Below are 23066 nucleotides of genomic sequence, written 5' to 3' on the forward strand. Positions count from 1 at the left end.
TTATAAGTGACGGTACCCTTTAATAAAACCTTATATTCCCTACAGCAGAAGTTATAGTTAATTCCTTATTTCCTTTGTATCTATTTATGACTTTCCTCCCTGGAGGAAAAGCTTCAGCAAAGTAAATATTCTCCCCTGCCAATCTATTGTTTTTCGATATTATTCTTCCGATTTTAGTTGAGATATTCAGACCTACCTCATTAAGATTCTCATTAGGAACTCCTACTATTATGCTGCTGTTTTTCGTTTTAATAATGTTCTTTCCCTTCATAGAAAGGTCCGCGATGTTTACCCTGCCTACTGAGCTAGTTATATGAACGCTTCCATCAATCTTTCCTAAATTGATTGTTCCGACATTCGTACTTGCGTGCAAACATGCACCTGTGAAGGAATCCACATTAATTATACCTAAATCCGATTTTAAGATTAGCTCTTTTATTGGATTGGCATACTTAACATCGATTTTCCCAAGACCTGTTTTTATTTGAACAAGCTCCATAAATTCGAATGGAACGCTTATTACCAAACGTCCTCTACTTAGCTTAAATGGATTAATACTCCTTAATAAAGCTCTTTCTCTCACCTTAATCCATGCTTGATCGCCTTTATAACCAATATCGACTGCAGGATTTCCTAAGCCCAATTTTTTTCCATTATACTGAATACCCGATTTAGAACTAACGCCAACCAGATGAATATCGGCAATATCACCATCAATGATTATCTTGGTAACGTCCTTTAAGCCTTCCTCATAAATAAAATCATTTTGAGAGTTGTTCCCTTTCATAATACCTTCCCCTCATCTCTGCTATAGATATGAACATATCCCCATCCGTATCGCACCATAACTAACGGAAACTACTCCAACTCCAACCCAAATCAAACCGATCGTTTTCCATTTCTTATTTGAAGATTTCTTGACCATTACAAGGATCCCAGCTAACAATAAAATGACTCCTAAAATAACGTTTCCGATTACAAGCTGAGGTGCAAGCCCTGCAAGAAATGGTTGACCGCTTGATCTATTGTTCGCTCCATCCCGGTTAAACCTCCATGCCGTTAATTTTTTTCAAGATCATTTTTACAGCATAAATTGCAGCCAGTATCGTTATGGCCATAAATATAATTGCAGCAGTATTGGAGTTTAATGTTCCAGATGAAATATGGGTTACCATGGAGCAAAGCAAGATCGCCGATACAATAGCTGCCGGGGTAGATTTCCGAATAAATCCGATTGTCACGGAAATAATGCTTAATCCTGCAGCCAATCCTGTCATAATCATTGTTGTTGTAATCGCTTTGGATATAACGTCATAGGTAATCGTATCCTTTACTAAAGGAAAGAACGTTTCACTTAACCCAAAAATTAAATAAATCAAGATAGTACAAAGCAGCATAGAGAGGATAGTAAACAAGGTAACAATCATCATTTTTGAAAAGAACATTTTCTCTCTGCTTGTTGGATAGGTAAAGAGAAGGATGACGCGCTTTCCTGTATATTCTTCAATGACAAATCGGGAATACATGACAGAAGCCGATACACAAAAAACAGCCATGCTCAGAGCTCCGAATAAGGAAACGATATTTTTATAAGTACCAAATAGCTCTAGATTGGGGTCACTGGGATTCACTCGCGGGATATAAGCAAGCAGATAAATAAATCCCAATAAGGCAATAAAGATAATGAAAGTTGAATGGATGTATGTGCGAATATTTATTTTTCTGAGCTCAAGCTTCATTAATTCCAGCATTTATCCCGCCTCCATTCCCGCTCATAATATTGAAGAAAAAATCTTCTAATCCGTCTGAGAAACGGTCTTTGATGGAGGATAAGGCTGCTTCCTCTACGATTCGTCCATTTACAATAACTCCAATGGCATCTGCAATATGTTCAATCTCACTCAATATATGGCTGGAAATTACTATGGTCATATTCCGGTCTTTTACAAGGTGAAGAAAAAGCTCCCTCATTTCACGTATGCCCATCGGATCTAAGCCATTGACTGGCTCATCCAGAACCAATAGATGAGGGTTGTGAATAATCGCCCTTGCAATTCCGAGGCGCTGTCTCATGCCTAGGGAGAATTTAGATACCGGCAGATTTCCCGCGCTTTTAAGCCCAACCATTTCTAACGTCTTTTCAATGTCGGCGCTTCCTGCACCCATATAAGCAAGATGAAGCGCTAAATTTTCGTTTGCAGACAAATGCTCATAAAACAGAGGCGTTTCAATAATGCTGCCTATGCTTTTTAGAATCTTGTTTCTATTAATGGAACTGTTCTTTCCCAGAATTTCTATTGTCCCGGCATCAGGTTTTAATAAGCCTAGCAGCAGTTTAAATACAGTTGTCTTCCCTGAACCGTTAGCCCCTAAAAATCCATAGATTGTTCCTTTGCGAACCGCCATTTGACAATTTTTAATAACTTCTTGGCCGGCAAATGTTTTGACTAAGCCAGTCGCTTTTACAGCAAATTCCGTTGTCATGATTTGTCTCCTCCTCCAGAACGATTTATTTTACATACATATATATGTATGTTTAATTCCGAAAAAATAAACTGCCTTACGACAGTCTATTTAACTTAAAGATTTCTGTGAAAATTTTCAAAAGAAATCAGGATTTGGTCATCAATAATTGGCAGTCCGATACCGTTATATAACTGTTGCAAATGTTTTACCTTTTGCATATATTCTTCCGTACTTACCGTGAAAATAATGGGGCTAAGCCATATATTCGATAGGATCACAAAAGTTTCAGCCGTTTGTTTAGGATAATGAACCGAAATGGAACCATCCTTCACCCCTTCTTCAATAACAGATTGAATACTTGGCGCTCCTATTCGGATACATTCCAATAATTGATTGGCAATAAGCGTAGGACTTTTTAAAATAGATGGAATTGACTTGAGCGCATTAAATTGTCCGTGATTGTTAGTAAAAGAAAGCTGAATCGCTGTTTTTAATTTCATTAAACCATTCAATCCATCCATTTTCTCAACTTGCTCAAAAGGATTATTTTCTAAAGCTAAGCGCTTAAGAACGGCATCTATTATATCTTCTTTAGATTTAAAATGATGGTAAAACGCGCCTCTAGTTAAATCGCCCAGTTCATCAATAATGTCTTGGATTGTTGTCTGATCCCATCCTTTTTCCTGGAATAGTCTAGTAGCAGCATCTAATATTCTCTTTACCGTGATTTCGGGGTATTTATTGCGTGCCAATTTATCACCTCTACATACATACATTCGTATGTATGTATTTTATTTTGTCACGCTCTGTATGTCAATAGCTCCTCCATATCGAATCGGACAGATGGAATTTGCAATGCAGAAATAGTCCCTGCCCTTTTTCGATGTTCATCGAAAAAGGGTGGGGTGAAGCATTTACCCTGCTTCCTATCTGTAGTAAAATGGGGGTTGATCCTTAATTGTAATTATTACGTAAAAAAGGAGGGATCGCAAATGAAACTGGACGACCTTTATCGACAGCTGGTTATCGACCATTACAAGCGTCCAAGAAATCAAGGCAAGCTGAGCAACGAAGCATCCATTAGCTTGCCCTATAAAAATCCGACATGCGGCGATGCCATGGTGCTGTATATAAATGTTGAAGAGGAACGGATTCGTAATATCAAATTTGAAGGCGAAGGCTGTTCTATTAGTATGGCTTCCTGTTCGATGATGACCACAGCTGTAAAAGGCAGAGCTTTGGGGGAAGCAAGCCGCCTGATCGAGCAATTTACAGCCATGGTAAAGGATGGAGCTCACCCGGATGAAGAAGCTTTGGAAGAATGTCTTTCATTAGCAGGAGTCCATTCGTTAAAAGCACGGCATAACTGTGCGTTAATGGGCTGGAACGCATTACGCAAAGCGCTCAGCATGGAGAGAGGCCCACAATCTTAATCATGAGTTCCTCGAGCCTTATGAGCTTAAGCCTTATACTTAGAACTTGAGCCTTGTACTTAGAACTTGAGCCTTGTACTTAAAGTTCGACTCTAGGAAGGGGAAACCTTCACCGTCCATACATCCTGGGCAATGGCTCAGAACCCAGCATTCCCGGCAAAAACGTAATCGATCTTCGCCGAATTCTCCAGAACAAAGCCGCCCGGATGCCTTCGGTCAAATCAAGAAGCCGCCGTTGAACCATCATGGAATGAACCCCTCCTCAACCATTTGCAGCCAGCATGGCCCGCTTTTTCACCTCACGTTCTTCCTCGCGCATTCGGGGGCAGCTGTAGCAATATCCATGATCCGTCTCCGTGTAATAGGCATGGCAGCACGAGCTGCGCATCCGGATCGATTCTCCCTGAACATGCGGACTATCGATCCAGCGGATCTTTACGTTGAACGGATTTTTCGGGATACCGAAGACCGATGGCTGCAATCCGATTCGCAGCGCCTCAAAGTCATCCCGGATCAGTTCCTTGCGCTGCTCGGATTCCGTTTCCCGCAGCCATCGCTCCTGCTCATTGTACATCCGGGTTACAAATTGCCCCCACAAATCTCGCAAAGGGGCACCGGTGGCATGAGCAGCTGACTGCAGCAGCGGCTTGATGAGCTCGCCATAGAACGATTCCAGCCGGATATTCCGCCATATGGCACGTTCTTTGGAAGGAGCCTCATCCATAGTGGAATCGGCAAGACGGAAAGCACATCTTCGCCTCCCATCCTCCTCGTACACTTGCAAGGTCAGGCGTTCCAGCGTCATAACCGGGATGGCGTCATATCGCGACATGCTTTCCTGCATTGCCGAACATAGGGTGCCGAGCCAGCTCCCCAAGTAAGCAGCCGCGACAATCGGTCCTTTAGCCTTCCAAAGCGGCACGAAGAAATGGACAAATCGCTCCATATGCCGCTGATCGAGCAAATCCTTTAACGTTGCGGTGAACAAAGTATTTTCCACATCCCGAAGAGTAATCCGGTATCTGGCTTGCAAATAGTCAAAGTCCAGCTGGTCTCCTACCATCTATTCTCCTCCCTCCCCTTTTATTCCGCTTGTCTTTTCCCAATCGATCAAAGCAACCTCATGAATCGTTCCATTCAAACGCTTAACCTGAAAACTGCGGTATTGATGCAGGATGCCCAGCTCGAACAATATGCCGGACATGAGCACAGCCCGCTCCCATTCATAATGCTTGCCCCTGACCGACACCTGGACCTGTTTCGTATTCGGCTTGCCGACCGACTGTAGGAGGAATACGTGTCGTTTGGCGGCAGCGTTCATCTGGAGAAGAGCTTTCTTCATATCCCGGATCCTATAAAATGCATTGGCTCCAAACAGAACATCTGCCTGGATTTCCGGGGTATTCTCCCATTTTTCTTGAATCACGACGGGTGACCGGAAGCCGGTCCGCTCCCAGTTTTTGCGAAACACCTCTGCCATGGAAGCAGAAGGCTCAACGACCGTCAAGGCTCCGACGTGTGGTGCCAGCAAGCGGGTAAAGCCTCCTGTTCCTGAACCGATTTCAAGCAGGTGGTCGTCCCGTTGCAGGGATGCGCACACACTGCTCATCAACTCATCAACTAGCGGTGCAAGCGGATGCTGCTCGTCGAATCCTGCCGCACGCTCCCGCCAAAACTGTTCTTCCACAGCATCATCGGTAGTCCGTGGATTATTGTCGCGGGACTGCTCCCAGGCCAGTATCCATAATTCGGAGGGTCGTAACATCTTTGCTCACCTGCCTATTATTGAAAGTATTCTTTGCGCCGAGTCAAAATCAATTGGATGAACAGCGGCACACCTAAGTAAGAGACTACAATGCCGACAGGGATGACCGCCGGCGAGAGCAAGCTTCTGCCGATCGTATCCGCACTCAGCAGCAGAATTGCGCCAAATAACGCAGAATAAGGAATTAAATACCGGTGATCACCACCGATTACGAGTCTGGCAATATGCGGAGCTACAAGTCCGACGAAGCCAATCACGCCGGTGAAGCTAATAATCGCAGCTGCAACGAGCACAGACAACAGGCTGGACCAAATGCGCACCCGGCTTGTCTCAATGCCGAGCCCTTTGGCCACCTCCTCCCCTCCCGAGGCCATGGCATTGAGCGGCCAGGCAAACCGCAAAAAAACAGGCATCGCTACGAGCAGGACCGCTGCCACAATCCCGATCTTGCTCCATGACGCGCCGTTGAGCGTGCCAAACGTCCATTGCACGACCGCAGCCAGCTGCTCCTCTGTAGCAGTAAACTGCAATGTTGCTGTCATCGCACTGAACAAATACATCAGCGCGATGCCTGTCAATATCATCGTCTCCGGCGTCATTCCACGCAGCCACGACATCCCGAACACAAGAAATGCACAGAGCAAAGCGAATACGAAAGCATTGCCGACGATGCCACGACATCCCGAACACAAGAAATGCACAGAGCAAAGCGAATACGAAAGCATTGCCGACGATAATAATCGAGCCCGTTCCCGCGAACCCTACCCCGAAAATAATAGCTATGGAGGCGCCGAAAGCCGCTGCTGATGAGATCCCTAGCGTGAAGGGGCTTACCAAAGGATTTCGCAGAATGCCCTGCATGATGACGCCAGAAACAGCTAGACCTGCCCCGGCCGCTACAGCCATGACAATCCGCGGCAGCCGCAGGTTCCATATGACCTGGCTTTCCAGCTCACTAGCTGCAGTAAGCGGAAGAAAGGGCAGGAGCTTGCCCGCTATTGCGCGAAAGACGGTCGATACGGTAAGTTCTGCCGATCCTAGGGTGACGGCTGCGAGCATAAGAATCATTAACAGGATGAATCCGGCGCCAAGCATGAGCCATTTCCAGAAACTTTGCTTCTGATAGGATTCATGCAAGGCTGTTAAAGCATCTGCTTCCTTGCTGTTAGGTAGAACCGACATAATGAGCCTCCTATTCCACAACATCCGTCATAGAATAATAGCCCCCCGGCTTAAACGGCACTTGCTGGAAATGCTCGATCCATTCCCTGTACACCGCCTCCGGATCCAAATCGGGAAAAAGCTCAGGATGCAGCCACTTGGCATAATAAACGGTTCCAATTAATTTAGAGCTGCCGCCTGTCGCAAATTCGGAGCTTATGTGTACATTTTGGTTTTGAACAGCGGTCAATTGCTCCCAGCCCGGACGTTTCAGTAACTCATCAAGCTGATTTTGCATCTCTTCCGGTTCCGGCGGGATATAGGAGCCGCTCACAAACTTGACAATCATATCAGGATTTTTCGAGAGAATGCGCTCCGGATCGATTTCGAAAGAATGCACCGTTCCTTTGGAAGTAGGCTGCTCAGCATATACAATATCCTCGAAAATATTGATGCCTCCTGCGTTTTCAATGACATCGTGATGGCCAGAGCCGGGAACGGGAGACATATAGTCGGCCTTGTTTTCAACGTAGACATACTTCCGGGGGACACCCTCCAGCCGCGATTGGATCAAATTCATATAATTGAGATAGAAGTCGTTAAGCTCCTGTGCTCTTTCCTTCTGATCGAGCAGCAAGCCGAGCATCGTGATGTTCTCAACATGCTTGCTTACATCCCAGCCTGTCATGACGACTACAGGAATGTCGAATGGCTTCATTTTTTCTATCGTTTCCTCCCACAGGCCATTTCGCGGAATGATCACAACGTCCGGCTTGACTTGCACTAGCATTTCGTAGTTGGGCTCCGATTGCCCTTTGCCAATAAGGTTCTTGTCATCAAACCCCGGCCAATACTCCTTATATCCGTACGCGCCCGCATCCATCCCGACGATGGATGCGATACCGCCCACCGCGCGAACGAATTCCACATTGTAGGTGTTGAATACTGCCACTCGTTTTACCGGCAGTGCGATCTCCACCTCTCGTCCCATCTCATCGACAATGGTCAAGGTTTCGGGAGAATCCGTCTCCGTCTCCGTCAAGGGTACGTCTGCATTCCGGGGCGCGGAATCCCCGCCTGTCTGCCCGCATCCGGCAGCAATGATCGCCAACATGCAAATTACAAACACCAGCAATCTAAATGTTTGATTCATTTTCCTTCATCCTCTTCTCCTGAAATGAGTGTCTAGTTTGTGACTTGAATACTGTGAGTGTCTAGTTTGTGAAATGAATGACTGTTTGCGACTTGAATGTCTAATTTGCAACTTGCTGCCTCGCTTCCGATGCCACAATGTAAGGAATGCCATCGCCGTTGAAAATATTGGCCTCCACCCCGTACACATGGGAAACTTGCTCCTCCGTCAAGGCTTCCCCCGGTTTTCCATGGCTGCAGATGCGGCCGTCTTTGAGCAGGACCACCTGATCGCAGTAGCGGTAAGCCAGGTTCAGGTCATGAATCGCCATGATGGCGCAGATTCGCTTATGTTTAACAATTTCCCGAATACGGGCAAGCGTCTCCAGCTGATGCTTCAAATCGAGGTAGCTGGTCGGCTCATCGAGTAAAATAACCCTCGGCTCTTGAGCCAGCGCCCGAGCGATAAAAACCCGTTGGCGTTCTCCCCCGCTCAGCTCATTGAACTTCCGGAAAGCCATAGGTTCCAGGTCCAGCAAAGCGAGCATACGCATCGCGATTTCCCTATCTTTTTCAGTGATTTTAAAATGAACGTAGGGAGTCCGGCCGATCAGCACGGCATCAAACACGCTGAGAGGAAAGCCCGCATGCGTGCTTTGCGGAACATATCCCAGGTGTCGCGCAAGCTCTCTCTGCTTCAAGCCAGCTATATCCTTGCCGTCTATGCGAACCACACCGGCAGTGGCCGTAAGTATCCGGTTCAGGCATTTCAACAGCGTAGATTTGCCCGCACCATTAGGTCCGAGCAGACCAAGCATTTCACCATCATTCAACGTAAAGCCAATGTCTTTCAGCACCTGCTTTTGTTTGTAATCAAAAGTCAAGCCTGCAACGGTAATCCCCATGCTTCTTCGCCTCCAAATGCACAAACTTTGCAAGGCTCATAAAAAGCCCCGCCTCACGTTAGCAGCTAGCCGTTTTTATCCGTTTTATCAGTAGGCAGACGTTTTTTTATCAATCCTATATGTAAAATTTACGATTTATACAGCTGAGAATTGAGCAAATAACAGGACCGCGGACCGCGAATCCCGTATTTGACGATTTTTTTCTGTGAAAATATAACTCCCCGCATGATGAGCAATCTCGGGTAATCGCGCCTCATTTTGGTTATTGTTGATAGTTGTAGAAATCCATTCAGCTTTTTCGGAATATACACAAAACCCCCATTCCAAATAGTAATTATTACTATAATGAGCAAATCAAAAACGGATCGCAATCTATCTTAATTGTAATATTTACGCTTAAGATAGTTTAGCAACGAACCTTCTAGCTGTCAATTCATAAATTGCTGTTACCTGCAGTTGGAGATCATTGCCTACCCGTTAACTTATATGCTTTTTCTATTAGCTCATTCCATCCGCTCGTATAACTCATATTCATTCCCCAACCGGCTTCCCTGAGATTCTCCCGTAATTTTTCAAAAGCTGTAATTTCTTCTTCATCCATTGAATGATTTGGAAAACCTGAATAGGCTGGAAACGTCTCGAAGTAACGAATCAATCTACTAAGTACTTCATTATCCTCTTTTGACAATTTATTGACACGATCAGCTGCTCTTCTTGTCATATCCAATCCTTCTATAACATCTTCTACTTTCTCGATTACATGATCAGGCTCGCTCCAATTATTTTGCATTTGATACATAATGGCACCTTCAAGCTGAACGAGATTACTTGATACCATTCTAAATCCCATATCTGATATAACTTCGTTTAGCCTATGATGTTGGTAAATCAGAATACTTACAGCACCTATATTTACTACAAGTAAAATAATTATGAAATATTTCCTCATTAGTTCTCCTTTGTCAGGCCGATTTCTAATAACGCTATTGTACTTAAACGGAGGGATTAATCGTTTCTCTGCTCATAACAGCGATAGAGCCAAACTGCCAATAGGAAATAAATCGCGAAAGCGGCCGAATAAATAAAGAACGCGCCGCTCCAAGCATCCATTCCGGCCCAATAGGCTTTGGCTATCCAGAAGGTCGGCAGAACCGAAGCCAGCCAGGACCAGGGTTCGGGGGCAAAATAGATAGCCAAGGGGGCGGCCATCGTTATGCCAGCTCCTTTGGACAATGCCATCCCCTCCACCTTGTTCGCTGCAAAAGCTACGAGAAGCAGAGCAACGACCGGAGCCTGCAGGGCAAGCAGCAGCGTTAACGGAAGAAGAGTGGTCACAGGAACGCGCACCAGATCGGTAAAATATACGAAAAAAACCGTATAAACAGCAGAAAGCAGCACGGGGGAGCTCAGCCGGTAAAGCAAATACCCCGATTTGGTCAGCGGCGTCACGGCGAAGTAAGCAATCAGATTCTCGTCTCTCTCATCCAGCATCAGAAATCCGGCGATCACTCCCAGCATTAGCGGTATAAGCAGGAGTGCTTCGATCAGAATCAGATCATAATAGACCGTCAGGTCGAAGGCCATGGTCCGGTGCAGCCACTCGGCCAAGATTCTCATTCCGTAACGGATGACGACAGCGAGTGTAAGCGGACCAAAGATGGCCAGAAGCAGCATCGGATCGCGGGCAATATTTTTTGCATCTGCGGCGGACAGGGAAACATATTTATTCATTGGCCTCTTCCCCCTATTTTCAGGACGATATGGTTGATGAAGGAGCGTTTAGCCCATAAATACGCCAAAACGATGCCGATCGCGAGTACCGCATGCCCATACAGCAGCTCCCACATGGTCAGTGAATGAAACGGGGAAGCCAGCAGCAGCAAAGTCCCTTGAGTAGGCAATAAATAATAGAAGGGGGACTTATAAAGCTCCAAATATCCTAAAACAGGAACATAGTAGATGATCGAGTACAGCGGAGACACGAGGAAAAAACCGTTCAACGTCTCGCAACGGACAGCGAGGCCTAATCCGAGCAAAGTGAAGAAAGCCGAAGTCAGAAATACTCCCGTCACAAACAGCAGGCTAAGGCCTTCCCACCCGAAGGCCGACAGATGAACGGCGGTTGCGCTTAACGTAGACAGCATGGCGAGAGATAATGTCTTGGCCGCCATATATTCTCTGACCTGCAGAGGAGTGACGAACAGGTTATCGTAAATGTTCAGCCCCTTCTCCAGCAGCACAATCCCGCCGATAAAGAAAAAGCCGAGGGCGCTTGGATCGGAAAAAACGATGAGCACAGAGACATCGGCTCTTGCGCCTGACGGAACGAGGGATAGCAGCAGACAGTACATTACGGTGATGAGCATATAAGCCAAATAGAAGCCTTGGCGAATCTGAAAATGGATATCATGTCCCCAAGCGGCGAGCATTCTTCGCATATTAATCCAGCTTCCTTCCTGTGACATCGATAAAGATGCGCTCCAAAGTCGATTCCTGACTATGCATTGTCTCGATGGGCTTCTCCCGGATAATCTCCAGAAACCGCTCATTGCACCCGAGTCTGGCGAGAGAGAATTCCTCTGTTTTGCGATCTTGGCCTTCCCTGTATTCCACCACTAGCTTCTTCGCCCCCCGTTCTATCATCAGCTCCCGCGGTGAATCGATGAGCGAAACCTGTCCGTCTACAATAAAAGCTACCCGGTCGCAGAGCTCCTCGGCCGCGCTCATGTTATGCGTCGTCAGCAGAACGGTCCTGCCTTCCGCCTTTTGCTCCAGGATCAGATCCTTTACCAGCTTCGCGTTAACCGGGTCCAGTCCGGAGGTCGGTTCATCCAGGAACAGCAGCTCCGGCCGGTTCAGCAGAGCCCGGCACAGGTTCAGCCTCATCTTCATTCCTTTGGAAAAGCCGGACACCTTCTCGCCGGCATATTCCTCTAATCCTACCCTCGCCAAAAGTTTCTTGGGCTCCTCTGTTTTGCACGAATACAGAGAACGGAAAAAGCTCAGATTCTCCAAGGCGGTAAACCTGGAATAAAAATTAGGAAATTCAAAGGCCACCCCGATCTGTTCGAAATAGTCCGCCTTCGCGCCGCTCAGCTCCCGGCCCATTACTTGAACGTTTCCTCCATATTGCTTCAATACTCCGATCAGCACCTTCTGAATGGTGCTCTTGCCCGCTCCAGAAGGGCCAAGGAATCCGAAGATTTCCCCCTGAGCAATATGAAAATCGATCCCTTTGATCGTCTGGGCCTGAGCACCCGGGTAGGTATAAGTCAACCCGCTAACCTCAATCACGAATCATTCCCCCCTTAATCGCTTCATGGCTTCTCTTATTCCGTCAGGCCGTACTACTTCCGGGCCGCATCGGCCTTATACCAGATCGATACCGAAACGGACATCCATCCTGGTTGAAGCCTGCCATTATCGTTCCGCCGGAAGTGTCCCGATCCCTGGATGCCCCACCCAGTGACACCTGACTGTTGCAGGCTTCAGCTTTGGCCCCGGGCTTCGGCGGTCCACCCTTGCGCTATCAGTTGAATGAGCAATTCCATCGTCTCATCGAATACCTCTTCCCCGATCAACCGTTTTTGCAGGGTCAACAGAACAAGCGAGCGAATCAGGCTAACGATAATTTCCGGACGTTGAGTGGTCAGCCAGCCCTCCTCCTGCCAGCGGCGGACAAATGGCATAGCAATGTCCGCATCCTTGTCAAAATGAGCGGCAAGCTTCTCGGCAGGCAGCTTCCGTACCAATTGCTCCATGACATCATCCTCATATAACTGGCGAAAAAACGGATTTTCCCCCATCACCGACACGGATTTCCGCAGGAAGCGGACCAGTGTTTCCTTGTCCATCCTCCTGCCGGATTCCTCCGTTTCCTCAAGAAGCTGCTGGCGAACTCTCTCCTCCTCCAGCTCCAACAGCTCGAAGTACAGCTCCTCCTTGGACGGGAAAAACAAGTAGAACGTCCCCTGCGCAATTCCCGCCGCCTTGGTCAACTGCTCGATGCTGGTTTTCTTCAACCCATACAAGCCAAAGCATTGCTTCCCCGCTTCCATTAGCCGCCCGCGAATCCTCTCCTTCTCGTGATCACTAAACTTTCTGGCCATAAATGCTTTCACTCCAATTTATGATTATATGAATTATTTCATTTTTTATTCATACGTAATAATAGACTATTCCCTTTCCTCCTGTCAATATGAATCCCAATTCGTCTTTTTTATTATATGAGGCTGTCAAGAAGGGGCGTTTCCAAGTAAATAGCGGCAAAATTAAAACCCCAATGAATGTTGAAATACAGCATTCTTGGGGTTTGCTTATTTTAGTTATACGGGCTGAACGACCACTTTTCGGACAGCCCTATTCGTATCATACTGATCCATCTTCATTGTATATATTCGTATGGATTTTGTCGAATATGACTGCCTAATAATTTTATCGATTCTTGTGTTACTTCTATATATTGATGATACACCCTGCTTATCTGCTCTAATTGCTCAGTATCATCCAAGACTACCTTCCAATTCCCATGCTCTTCAACGTTCCTTTTCTCTAAGACACGTTCCAATTTCTCGTAAACCTGCAGTAGTTTCCTGTCTCCAGTTAGCCTGGCTCTATTCTTCATCTCCGGCATAGCCTTCAAGTCAGATATATAAAATAAAGCATACCAGTAAAACTCTTCAAGCGATTTGGCGTGATCAAACATGATTTTGAACATAAATGCAGCCTTCTGGCCTTCCGTTAACTGGTTGTATACTTCACCTTTATATGCGGCGCTTTTCCCATCACAGCCTATAGTATACCGTATCGAATATTATCGCATATTGTTCCGAAATTCGGCCGGGCTGCTTCCTTTACTTCCATCGCTCAAGGAGCAACTGAGCATACTGGGACAGTTGGAATTTTGCTTCTATCGATAGATGTTCCGGCTTGACTCTGTCTAATTGATCCGCATACTTTTCCATGAAGCGGACGGCCTGTGCAATCGAGCCTTTGGAGTAGTGATGCTTCGCCTGTCTTAAGGTGTTGGACAGCTGCGCTGCCGCAGGGCCAGTTAAATCCCCGCTTCTGGTATATTGCTCCATTGAATTCTCCAATACAGTCAGCCATCCAGGTGTGACTTTCACGGAATTGGAGATCTCCGATTCCCCGCTCGCATTCTGGGCTTTAATGTAATAGGTGTACTCCACGTCCGGTTCTACAGTGCGGTCGTAGTAGGTGTTAACTTTGGCACTACCCACCAGACGTACTTCTCCTCCAGCTTCCCGGTAAATATTGACCTGGTTCTCTCCCCCTTGGGAGGTCCAAATTAATCCGACGAACGTTTCTCCCACCAGCCCGACGGTTAGTTCGGTTGGTGCGGCGGGAAGCGGCATGGCCACGGCCAGCTCTGCCGATTGGGCTGATTCTCCCATTTCGTTCACTGCTGTGACTTTGTAGCTGTAGCCGGTTTGACCCACACTAATGGTCTCGTCCAAAAACGACGGTGACGCTGTACTGGAAATTCTGGCAAACGCATTGTCTCCGTCCGCTTTTCTATATACGTTGTAGCTCTCGGCTTCCTCCACAGGATTCCAATGAATCTCAAATGACGAAGTAGTAACTTCCCCGGCATACAGGCCATCCGGCACTTGCGGAAAGGCAACGGGCGGCATGGTCGTAGTGGATACGCCTGCCGAACGCTCCGATTCGCCCCCGGCTCCTGTCGCGGTAACCTTATAGATATAGGAGGAGGAAGGCTCTACCGACTTATCAGTGAATTTTGCTGTCATCGAATAGCCGATCTTCTTGTAGGTACTATCGTAGGTACCATTGTAGGTACTATCCGTTACGGATGCTCTGTACAGACTGTAGCTGACCGCGCCCTCTACCGGCGTCCACTCAAGATCAACGCTCAGGCTTCTGGCGGCAGACACCTGCAGGCCTGTCGGCGCTGAAGGAGCAGGCTGTGCAGGATCAAAGGTAACAACTTCGGCCGGAGCGGATTGCGGTGACTCGCCTCCGCTATTCAAGGCGGACACCTGATAGGTATAGGTGACCCCCTGCTCCACGTCCGTATCCTCATAAGCTGGCACTGTCGAGCTTGCCGCCGCTCTGAACAGGTTATCCTTCGATGAGGAGCGGTAGATCAGATAGGACTCCGCCCCGTTAACCGGCGACCATTCGAGCGAAACCGCCCCCGCTTCTTCATTCCAATCACCTGCCAGCCCTGACGGAGCTGCATCAGGAGGGACGGCTTCCGGAGCAGTCGGTTTGAGGATAACGAAGTAGTTCATACGGGACGTACTGTTGTTCGCTCCCATTACGACATGTGAACCGGCCTGATAGCTTTTCTTGTACAGCTTGAACTGTACAGGCTGATCGTCTGCAATCAACTCACCCGTATCCTCATAAGAGGTTAACCATTCCGGCTTGGCCGTTATTCTTGAATCATGGGCTACATACACCTCTGCATCAGCAGCCAAATAGAAAGACAGCAGATTGCTGTTAGTAGCGCTTCTGGAAGCTACAGCGGAACGAATCCATTCCATGCCCTGCAAATCCTCAGGTATCGTAACGAAACGATAGACCTTGCTCCCGGTAAGTCTGTCCCCGGCAACCAGATCTCCCGGCCGGAGGTTGTCTTCGACTGTCCATAAGGCGGCATTTTGCGCTCCATTGCTGCTGTTATCGTTAATAACCACATTCCTGATATCGTTTCCGTCCATACTGGGTTTAGGCTCCGGCGCCGGACGTTCCGGCTCTGGCTCTATCGGCGGAGTAAACGGCGGCCCTGGCCAAGCAGGCGGCTCCATCGGATAGTCTTGAGGAAAACCAGGCGCTGCCAATTCATTCAAATATTTCTCAAGATTCGTATAGCCGTCTCCATTAAAATCTCCGTTTCGGTCTTCCGGATCGTTCGGATCCAGGCCGTTGACGAGCTCCCACTCATCCGGCATTCCATCGCGGTCCGTGTCCACTGGAGCCGTTTCCCGCCTGAGCTCGGGGAATCCTCCCACATCATCCTCATGGCCGATGATCGCGCCCGTCTGATTTCTGACGTTACTAACAATCCGCTTGTCCACCGCATCCCGAACCAAAGATGCGCCGGAGTAATCCAGCACATATTCATATGCTGTTTCCGGATCCTGCGTATGAACCAGAGGATAGTTAAACCGCTCCGGCACGAGCACACTCGGCCTTTCCTGTTCCATCATCCCGGGACCGGTGTCCGTTCCGTCCAAGATTCCGTTCTTGTTGCTGTCAATCCGGTTATTGTGCAGATACAGGCTGTAGTTCTCATTTCCGCGGACTACCGCATAATGAGGGTTGGCCGAGTTCTGACCGGCAATGAAGTAATTTCCTACGACATTCCCGTAGCCTTTCGTACCGGATTCGCCGCCGGCTACATAAGGGTACTGCCCCCAGTTATAAATGATATTGTTGACAAAATCGATTTGTCCTTTCGTTTTGGGATTCCGGTCGTTGTTGTGGGCATAGAGATTATGATGCATGGTAATGGTGTTCATCTCTATCAACCCGCCCATGGAGTGGGTGAGAAGCCCTTCCGACATAATCGACCATTGGACGGTAATATTTTTCGATCTGGGGTTGTTATAATCCTTGCTCAGGATCGATAGCACCTCATCGGTCCCCCACGAAAAGGAAGAATGATCGATGATCACGTTGCGGCTGTCCTCGAAATACATGGAGTCGTCATTAAAGCTCTGATCCCCCATGCGGAAGCGCAAATACCTTATAATAATATCCTCGCAATCGATAAACCGGACGTTGTTTCCTTTAATCGTAACCCCGTCCCCTGGAGCGGTCTGGCCCGCTATCGTAATATTGGATTTGCCCCTCACCACAATCTGGGGAATGGTGATTTCGCCTGAGATGTCAAACACAATAGTCCGCGGAATGTCTCCAGTCGTAGTGAGCGCGTCATGAAACGTACCAGGTCCGGTAAGCTCATAACTGTTGACATGGTAAACCTCGCCTCCTCTTCCGCCTGTCGCGGCATATCCGAAGCCCTCCGCACCCGGAAATGCCGGGAGTACGGCAGGCTCAGCCTCCGCAGCTGAAATGGACATTGGTAAAATGGAAACCGATAGAACGATACTTAACATCAGCGTCAGCAACTTGCTCATCCTGATCCTTCTGATCCTTCTGATCTTTTTGATCATCCTTGTCCCTCCGCTTTACTAGTATTTGTTCTTGCTGGTCGTTCCCAAAGCCCACTGGCTGGCCGCTCCAAATTCTCTAGCTGCTAACACAAGTCCATGTAAGTCCATGTAAGTCCATGTCAGGCGGCAGGTCCAAGTCCATGTCAGGGCTTTGTCAAGTTTACTATAGCTATGCGGGTTATCTCAGACAATCAATCATTCTTTCACAAGACACACAAATAACATTTCGGCTAGCAATTGCCGAAATGGTTCATTCTATGGCTTATTCGTTTGCGGACTTTTCCCCATTCGGATTCTAACGCTCGCCGTTGTCCTTATTTGAGCAAAATCAGGGGGTTGGAAATTGTAGCGCTTGCCATCGTCCCTATTTTGCTAAAGAGAGCAGTTTCAAGGCTAGGGGACACCAATAAGAGCCAGGGCGAGCGTTAGCTTAAGATGCTTACCGTGTGAAAACCCCGCTGGACATCTTCTTGCTTGCTGCACCCTAAGGTTTTGCAGACCTCATGACCGACCTCCGTTTCATCAGGGGAATTCTTCCCTCCGCGGCCGTTCAAGTCAATGCCAAATCACCTGCATCAAGCTCTCATCCTTCAATTTCGCAAATCAGGCTGGCTTTCCCGCTGCACATATCGCTGTTGTATCTCAGCTATTGTTTGCAGTACGCTCTGCTTCAGCTCCTCCGGGGATATCACCGTCACTTCCGCACCATAACTCAAAACAACCGATACGGCGTAGCTCGGCTGATAGAACACGGTGTGCACATCTATATGATCCTGCGTACAAACGCAAGCTTCACCAAACTGCTCCATCACACGGTGCCGGGCTGCCAAATCAAAACGCAAGTGGGCCTGCATTCCGTGATTGACTTCCACCGAATCTGACTCCAAATCTGACTCCGAATCTGACTCCCGAGTAGAATCCGGATCAGACTCCGGAACGTCCTCCCTTTGCCGAAAAGGATGTTCGGTTATCTTAAGCGAAGATAGCCGGGATAAGCGGAACATCCGGTTGTCCTGGCGCAGCAGGCAGTACCCCTTCAAATACCACTTCCCATGTGACCATAGCAGTTCTCCCGGCTCAACGCTCCGCTCACTATGGCTGCCCATAGAGCTGGTATAAAAAAATGACACTACCCTCTTGTCCTCGATTGCTTGAAGGAGAACTTGAACCAGATCTTTTTCCGACCCGGAAGCGCTCATCTCGAAAATAATCTTAGCCGCATTGCGAGCCTGGAGCAGGGCAGGCTGCAGGCTGGACAGCTTGCCCAGAATGGACGCCGTCTTGGCGCCTATCGCTCCTTCCATTCCTTTTAACAGATTGTAAATCACCGACAGATCATCCAGGGAGAAGTGCTGCTTTGTCAGGTAAAAGCCCTCCATCACCTCAAAGCCGCCAACGGTACCCGTATAGGAAGTAATGGGAATGCCCGCTTGATTGATTAACTCAATATCCCGGTAGATCGTCCTGGTGGAGACTTCAAACCGTTCAGCTAATTCAGCGGCCGTTACTCTTCTTTTGGATAACAGCTCCATGGTAATCCCCAATGCCCGAATCAGCTTCAAGCTGCACCCCTCCCTTCATGAGTCTGTTTAGTTTACCTTACCTGTTATTCCTGTTCAAATAAAAGTACATCGTCATAGGAACAAAAATAACTATAATAAGCAAACAGATGCCAATCCCCTTCGCTACAATAACTGCATCGGCCGACCCGTAAGCGAGCTCCCGAACCGTGCTTGTGGCAATACTGATCGGGTTCAGGTCCACCAGCAGCTGCATCCACCTCGGCATCGTTGATGTATCTACTAATATGTTGCTTGCAAACAATAACGGGTACACGAAGATCATGCTCGTACCCGAAACGGCCTCAGGGCGTTTGGCCAGTACTCCGATTAGCGCGAATACCCAGCTGACGCTAAAGGCAAAACCAATCGAAAATAAAAGGGCGAAAGCGGCTCCCCCCGCACCGCCATCCGGGCGAAAGCCAATTAACAGACCGGTTCCCAATATAGCAAGCAGAGCGGTCGTATAGCGCAAGCCATCGGTAATAACAGGGCCAACAATGGAGGAGGGCTGCCAAAAAGGCATCGTCCGAAACCGATGGTAAACGCCTGCGGAGGCAGAGCCCTTTTATGGCGGCATTGCTCTGAAAAGACTTCCTCAAATCCTGAACCTCAATTGCGTATTCCATTTGTTTCCTCCTGTTCAAGCGATCCCAAGCTCCAGCCTCATAGAAAATACTGCTTGTTCTCCTCAAGCCATTGAGCAAAGGTCCGGGCTGGTTTACCTGTTACTTGTTCTACAGTAGGAACGACCGTATGTCCTATTTCAGGCGGATTTTTGCCCATCTCGATGAAGAAATCAATATCCCCTTCCTCGTATCCCTGCTCTCTCCACTCTTGTCTTGCCTCTTCTTCCGATAATTCGACAAACTCGATGTCCCTGCCGATGGCATCCGCGATTTGCTGGACAACCTCGGCACGCGACTTCACTTCCGGTCCGGTTAAAATATAGCTTTGCCCGGCGTGTCCTTCTTCCGTCAAAGCTGCAACTGCTGCTGCAGCAATATCCGCCTCATGAACTCTGGCACTCCGTGCGTTGGCAAAAGGGGAGCGGACAACTCCCCCCTCGCGGATCGAGGCCTGCCAATCGTCAAGGACATTGCCCATAAACTCCACTGGCTTTAACAGCGTCCATTCCATCCCGCTATCGCGCACGGCATTTTCCACCGGATTGCCCTCGTAATCCATCAAAACGACTATTCGTTGTACACCGGCTTCCTTCGCCATGCCGATCATTCGAGGCTCGGTCTGCAGCGAGTCCCCCTGGTCACTCGACAAGATCAAGTAAAGACCGTTGATCCCTTCAAGTGCGTACCGCAGCGACTCGGGCTTAGTGAGATCGCCGGCCACGACCTCGACTCCTTCAGGCAGATTAGCCTTTTCCGGATTGCGTGACAGGGCTCTTACCGTTACCCCTTTCGTATTCAACTGTTCAACAACATGTCTTCCTACTGTTCCTGTAGCCCCCGTTACGAGAATCGTCATTTGTCTTCCCAGCCTCTCAATCATTAGCTTGATGGCTCCTCTCCGTTTTCCTTTATTGATTTTACTTCATGTTGTTTTCTTGCATCTGTAAATAGTCTAAATGATTAATTCTGACATCATTGGTGTCATAATTAAAAAAGTTTCATTTATTTTTTCAAGCTAGTTCTTATTGACAATTTTCCAAGTGTAATCTATAGTTTTAAAAAACCGTCCGGTCGGTTTCTAAAAATAAATCACTATGCTTAAAAGTAACATCCTTATTGGACTTAGCACGTTTTAAACCAGCAGCCTACCTGCTGCAAAATGTGCAACCCATGCCAAAAATTTTATTAACGGAGGAAGAACATGCCGCGAGCTTATAACGCCCAACAAACGATAGAGAAAATCATTGAAGCTGCTGGCCGGCTTTTTCTGGAAAAAGGATTCGACAAAACCAGCATGCTGGAAATCGCGCAGGCGGCGGATATTTCCAAAGGTGCGATTTACCATCATTTTGCCTCCAAGGAAGAAATCATTGATGCGGTTGCCAGGCACCAAACCAAGGTCAAAGAGGCACTATTCCAGGAGTGGCTGTCCGAAATGGCATCCCTTACCGGAAAAGAGAAGATTATCGGGATCTTGCGTAATAGCTTAACTATTCATGCTTCCCATCAGTTCGATCACATTGCCGCTATCCGAATGAAAAGCCCGGATTTTGTCCTTTCTTACATGCAGGAGCTGGTCAATCAGGATTCCGCGTTAATCTCCGATCTGATCAAAGAAGGCATAGCGGATGGCTCCCTGCAAACGGAATATCCCGATGAAGCGGCAGAGGTGTTTTTGCTGCTGTTGAACATTTGGTGCGATCCTTGTGTGTTTTCAGGCTCCCCTGCCAAGCTTGAAACACGACTGAGATTTGTACAGAAAACGATGCGAGTCCACGGACTTGACGTACTAAGCGATGACCTTCTGCAGACGATTCTCGATGTACTGCAGCAATTATACCCGGACGGGGACTTGTGGTGCGGAAATAACAGAGGAGAAAAGTCCTGAATCATAAAGATTTGCAAGTTATAATTATAAAAGATAGGGAGCTGGTAAAATGTTGGAAACTATCTCTCAGGTTCTTAGTTTCGGAATTGGTGTAGTGCTGATATTCCTCGGCATTCTTTGGGTGCTGCATGACAAAAAAACAAAGGTTCATCGTAAGATCAGCTACGGTTTGATCGCAGTCATCATCGGCTTGGCAACTATCGTGAGCAACGGGCTGCAGCTGCTCATTTAGCGAACAGCTTCCGCTTGGCAATCATATAGAAAACGTATTTGGGAGACTTTACGTATTTGGAGGACTTTTACGTATTGGAGGACTTTACGTATTTGGAGGACTTTATATGCATTTTTTGGACATTAAAGAGCTGTCCTCACAACAACTAAACGAAATTTTCCACCTGACCGATCAGTTAAAAGCTGGAAGACGCAATGATTCTTTGGTTGGGAAGACATTCATTTTGTTTTTCCCCGAATCCAGCCTTAGAACTAGAACAACCTTTGAAAAAGGGATCAGGGAACTGGGCGGAGAATGTATCCTCTTTCCTCCCGAATCTCTGGATAAAAGAGAGAAGTTATCCGATGTGGCGGCCTACTTGGCCAACTGGGCGGATGGCATCATTGTTAGGCACCCTGATTTTACAAAGATTAGCGAACTGTCTGCCCATTCCCCCATCCCTGTTCTGAATGCAATGTCATCATACAATCATCCTTGCGAGATTATATCGGATCTATATTCCATTCGTGCCCTAAGAGACAACTATAAAAATCTTGTCTATACCTTCGTGGGTCCAGCCGGGAATATTTGCAGATCTTGGGCTGACGCGGCCTCTGTGTTGAAGCTTGAATTTCACCATGTATGTGCTGCCGGCTATGAGTTGTTTACGACATCGTCCTTAGCAAACAGACTGGCCGAAGATTCCGCTCATTATCGTTTTCATACGGAACTTGAGGATGTTCTAATGCGGAGTGATGTCGTTTTGACAGACGCTTTACCCGAGCCGTTACGCAACAAGAAGTATATTGACCAATACCAAATTACCCTGCAAAGAATGAGGCGGACTAGAGAGCATTCCATTTTAAACCCTTGCCCTCCGTTTTTTCGTGGGGAAGAAGTAAGCGAAGACGCAATCTCCTCGGACTATTTTGCCGGCTATGCTTTCAAGAAGAATTTGCTCTATGTCCAGCAAGCTATTCTTTTATATTGTCTTGCTCACTAGTACGGGCGACACTCGTTGGCATGGGCACGGCTTGCCGGTGGTATGAACGGCACTCGTTGGCACGGGCACGGCTTGCCGGTGGTACGGACGGCACTCGTTGGCACGGGCACGGCTTGCAGGTGGTACGGGCGGCACTCGTTGGCACGGGTCGGCTTGCCGGTGGTACGGGTAACATTTCCTTCTTTTGGTAACCTGACCGTTTACAACCTCATTACGACTACTATAGTTAAAAATCGCCTGTCAGCACATAATGAACATTTGATGCGGGAGACGGTCTTTTTTTCTATGCAGCGTGACAATAGTGACAACTGACTCTATAACGAAACAAACATGATTTGTTGGCAACAACACTAGTATGATAATTCCAAGTTTGACAGTGGTTCGAGGGACTGCTGCTGAGTTTTGAACGAAAACAGTCATGCCATTGAATTCTCAGGCACAACTCCAGCATGAAAATAGCCAGGGTTGGCGGGGTTCGCGGGGTTCGCGGGCTTGTTGCCAGCGTTTTGTACGAAATGTCGTACAAATTCATGCGGTTGAAGTGCGATTACCGGAGGTTTGTATGAAACGTCGTACAAATACAGGGGATTGAAGGGCAATTACCCAAGATTTGTATGACAAATCGTACAAATGCCGGGATTGAAGGGCAATTACCCGAGATTTGTATGACAAATCGTTACTACTTAGGTCTCCCGTTCACGGGAGATATTTTTTGGATCGTGGTAAGGAATTCCCCCCCTTGTGTCGAAG

At 47.6% G+C, this 23066-nt stretch carries 24 protein-coding genes and 2 pseudogenes; 5 read left to right on the forward strand and 21 right to left on the reverse strand.

Annotated features, from left to right (window positions below; genetic code table 11):
• Positions 1–19: 19 nt before the first annotated feature.
• The 4 genes from PSHG_RS17735 to PSHG_RS17750 form a co-directional block, all read right to left on the reverse strand.
• The gene (locus tag PSHG_RS17735) at positions 20–787 is read right to left on the reverse strand and encodes a DUF4097 family beta strand repeat-containing protein (RefSeq protein WP_010275544.1); all 768 of its coding nucleotides are present in this window, start codon (positions 785–787) and stop codon (positions 20–22) included.
• Between the two features lie 256 nt (positions 788–1043).
• Complete coding sequence (locus PSHG_RS17740) at positions 1044–1751, reverse strand: ABC transporter permease (protein WP_010275546.1); 708 nt, start codon at positions 1749–1751, stop codon at positions 1044–1046.
• Positions 1729–2484 carry an ABC transporter ATP-binding protein gene (locus tag PSHG_RS17745; RefSeq protein ID WP_010275547.1) on the reverse strand — a complete coding sequence of 252 codons (756 nt, stop codon included), beginning with the start codon at positions 2482–2484 and terminating at the stop codon, positions 1729–1731. The genes PSHG_RS17740 and PSHG_RS17745 overlap by 23 nt, the downstream gene beginning before the upstream one ends.
• Positions 2485–2579: 95 nt before the next feature.
• Complete coding sequence (locus PSHG_RS17750) at positions 2580–3218, reverse strand: TetR/AcrR family transcriptional regulator (protein ID WP_010275548.1); 639 nt, start codon at positions 3216–3218, stop codon at positions 2580–2582.
• Positions 3219–3458: 240 nt separating this feature from the next.
• Between PSHG_RS17750 and sufU the strand changes: the two genes are divergently transcribed.
• On the forward strand, positions 3459–3899 hold the full coding sequence (gene sufU / locus PSHG_RS17755; RefSeq protein WP_010275550.1) for a Fe-S cluster assembly sulfur transfer protein SufU: 441 nt from the start codon (positions 3459–3461) through the stop codon (positions 3897–3899).
• A gap of 109 nt (positions 3900–4008) precedes the next feature.
• Here the strand turns inward: sufU and PSHG_RS30675 are convergent, their stop codons facing one another.
• The 17 genes and pseudogenes from PSHG_RS30675 to PSHG_RS17840 form a co-directional block, all read right to left on the reverse strand.
• Positions 4009–4146: a hypothetical protein gene (locus tag PSHG_RS30675; protein WP_157213468.1), complete on the reverse strand. Its 138-nt coding sequence runs from the start codon at positions 4144–4146 to the stop codon at positions 4009–4011.
• A 15-nt stretch (positions 4147–4161) separates the two neighbouring features.
• Positions 4162–4962, reverse strand: a complete 801-nt coding sequence (locus PSHG_RS28055; protein ID WP_010275552.1) for a hypothetical protein — start codon at positions 4960–4962, stop codon at positions 4162–4164.
• Positions 4963–5664 (reverse strand): class I SAM-dependent methyltransferase, encoded by a 702-nt coding sequence (locus PSHG_RS17770; protein ID WP_010275553.1) that lies wholly within the window; start codon positions 5662–5664, stop codon positions 4963–4965. It lies immediately after the preceding gene.
• A 17-nt stretch (positions 5665–5681) separates the two neighbouring features.
• Complete coding sequence (locus PSHG_RS31225) at positions 5682–6389, reverse strand: FecCD family ABC transporter permease (RefSeq protein ID WP_235782079.1); 708 nt, start codon at positions 6387–6389, stop codon at positions 5682–5684.
• Positions 6337–6870 (reverse strand): annotated as a pseudogene (locus PSHG_RS31570) (iron chelate uptake ABC transporter family permease subunit); the annotation flags it as partial. The pseudogene PSHG_RS31570 and the gene PSHG_RS31225, both read right to left, overlap by 53 nt.
• A complete protein-coding gene (locus tag PSHG_RS28065) occupies positions 6857–7978 on the reverse strand; it encodes an ABC transporter substrate-binding protein (protein WP_010275561.1) in 1122 nt (373 codons plus the stop codon). The gene PSHG_RS28065 and the pseudogene PSHG_RS31570, both read right to left, overlap by 14 nt.
• Before the next feature lie 100 nt (positions 7979–8078).
• Entirely contained in the window at positions 8079–8861 is a 783-nt protein-coding gene (locus tag PSHG_RS17785; RefSeq protein ID WP_010275565.1) for an ABC transporter ATP-binding protein, read from the reverse strand.
• Positions 8862–9324: 463 nt separating this feature from the next.
• On the reverse strand, positions 9325–9810 hold the full coding sequence (locus PSHG_RS17790; RefSeq protein WP_010275569.1) for a hypothetical protein: 486 nt from the start codon (positions 9808–9810) through the stop codon (positions 9325–9327).
• Between the two features lie 56 nt (positions 9811–9866).
• Positions 9867–10592 carry a hypothetical protein gene (locus tag PSHG_RS28070; RefSeq protein WP_010275573.1) on the reverse strand — a complete coding sequence of 242 codons (726 nt, stop codon included), beginning with the start codon at positions 10590–10592 and terminating at the stop codon, positions 9867–9869.
• Complete coding sequence (locus PSHG_RS17800; RefSeq protein WP_042122203.1) at positions 10589–11299, reverse strand: fluoroquinolone export ABC transporter permease subunit; 711 nt, start codon at positions 11297–11299, stop codon at positions 10589–10591. The genes PSHG_RS28070 and PSHG_RS17800 overlap by 4 nt, the downstream gene beginning before the upstream one ends.
• A gap of 1 nt (position 11300) precedes the next feature.
• Positions 11301–12155: an ABC transporter ATP-binding protein gene (locus PSHG_RS17805; RefSeq protein ID WP_010275584.1), complete on the reverse strand. Its 855-nt coding sequence runs from the start codon at positions 12153–12155 to the stop codon at positions 11301–11303.
• A gap of 194 nt (positions 12156–12349) precedes the next feature.
• Positions 12350–12970, reverse strand: a complete 621-nt coding sequence (locus tag PSHG_RS17810; RefSeq protein ID WP_010275588.1) for a TetR/AcrR family transcriptional regulator — start codon at positions 12968–12970, stop codon at positions 12350–12352.
• A 275-nt stretch (positions 12971–13245) separates the two neighbouring features.
• Positions 13246–13578, reverse strand: a complete 333-nt coding sequence (locus PSHG_RS17815; protein ID WP_010275592.1) for a hypothetical protein — start codon at positions 13576–13578, stop codon at positions 13246–13248.
• 136 nt (positions 13579–13714) lie between these two features.
• Positions 13715–16990: an FIMAH domain-containing protein gene (locus PSHG_RS17820; RefSeq protein WP_042122328.1), complete on the reverse strand. Its 3276-nt coding sequence runs from the start codon at positions 16988–16990 to the stop codon at positions 13715–13717.
• 626 nt (positions 16991–17616) lie between these two features.
• Positions 17617–18588, reverse strand: a complete 972-nt coding sequence (locus PSHG_RS17830) for a helix-turn-helix transcriptional regulator (RefSeq protein ID WP_010275600.1) — start codon at positions 18586–18588, stop codon at positions 17617–17619.
• A 37-nt stretch (positions 18589–18625) separates the two neighbouring features.
• Positions 18626–19123: pseudogene (locus PSHG_RS28075) on the reverse strand (ABC transporter permease); the annotation flags it as partial.
• Positions 19124–19251: 128 nt separating this feature from the next.
• Positions 19252–20094, reverse strand: coding sequence for an NAD(P)H-binding protein (locus PSHG_RS17840; RefSeq protein ID WP_010275608.1), 843 nt, complete (start codon positions 20092–20094; stop codon positions 19252–19254).
• Between the two features lie 321 nt (positions 20095–20415).
• Between PSHG_RS17840 and PSHG_RS17845 the strand changes: the two genes are divergently transcribed.
• The 4 genes from PSHG_RS17845 to PSHG_RS30680 all read left to right on the forward strand — a co-directional run bounded on the left by PSHG_RS17845 (position 20416) and on the right by PSHG_RS30680 (position 22628).
• Positions 20416–21102: a TetR/AcrR family transcriptional regulator gene (locus PSHG_RS17845; RefSeq protein WP_010275612.1), complete on the forward strand. Its 687-nt coding sequence runs from the start codon at positions 20416–20418 to the stop codon at positions 21100–21102.
• Between the two features lie 49 nt (positions 21103–21151).
• On the forward strand, positions 21152–21334 hold the full coding sequence (locus PSHG_RS17850; protein ID WP_010275617.1) for a hypothetical protein: 183 nt from the start codon (positions 21152–21154) through the stop codon (positions 21332–21334).
• Between the two features lie 106 nt (positions 21335–21440).
• Complete coding sequence (locus PSHG_RS17855) at positions 21441–22316, forward strand: ornithine carbamoyltransferase (protein ID WP_010275620.1); 876 nt, start codon at positions 21441–21443, stop codon at positions 22314–22316.
• A 15-nt stretch (positions 22317–22331) separates the two neighbouring features.
• The gene (locus tag PSHG_RS30680; protein ID WP_148497765.1) at positions 22332–22628 is read left to right on the forward strand and encodes a hypothetical protein; all 297 of its coding nucleotides are present in this window, start codon (positions 22332–22334) and stop codon (positions 22626–22628) included.
• Positions 22629–23066: the final 438 nt, after the last annotated feature.

It is taken from the genome of Paenibacillus senegalensis JC66, assembly GCF_000285515.1.
In the GTDB taxonomy this organism is placed as follows: domain Bacteria; phylum Bacillota; class Bacilli; order Paenibacillales; family NBRC-103111; genus Paenibacillus_L; species Paenibacillus_L senegalensis.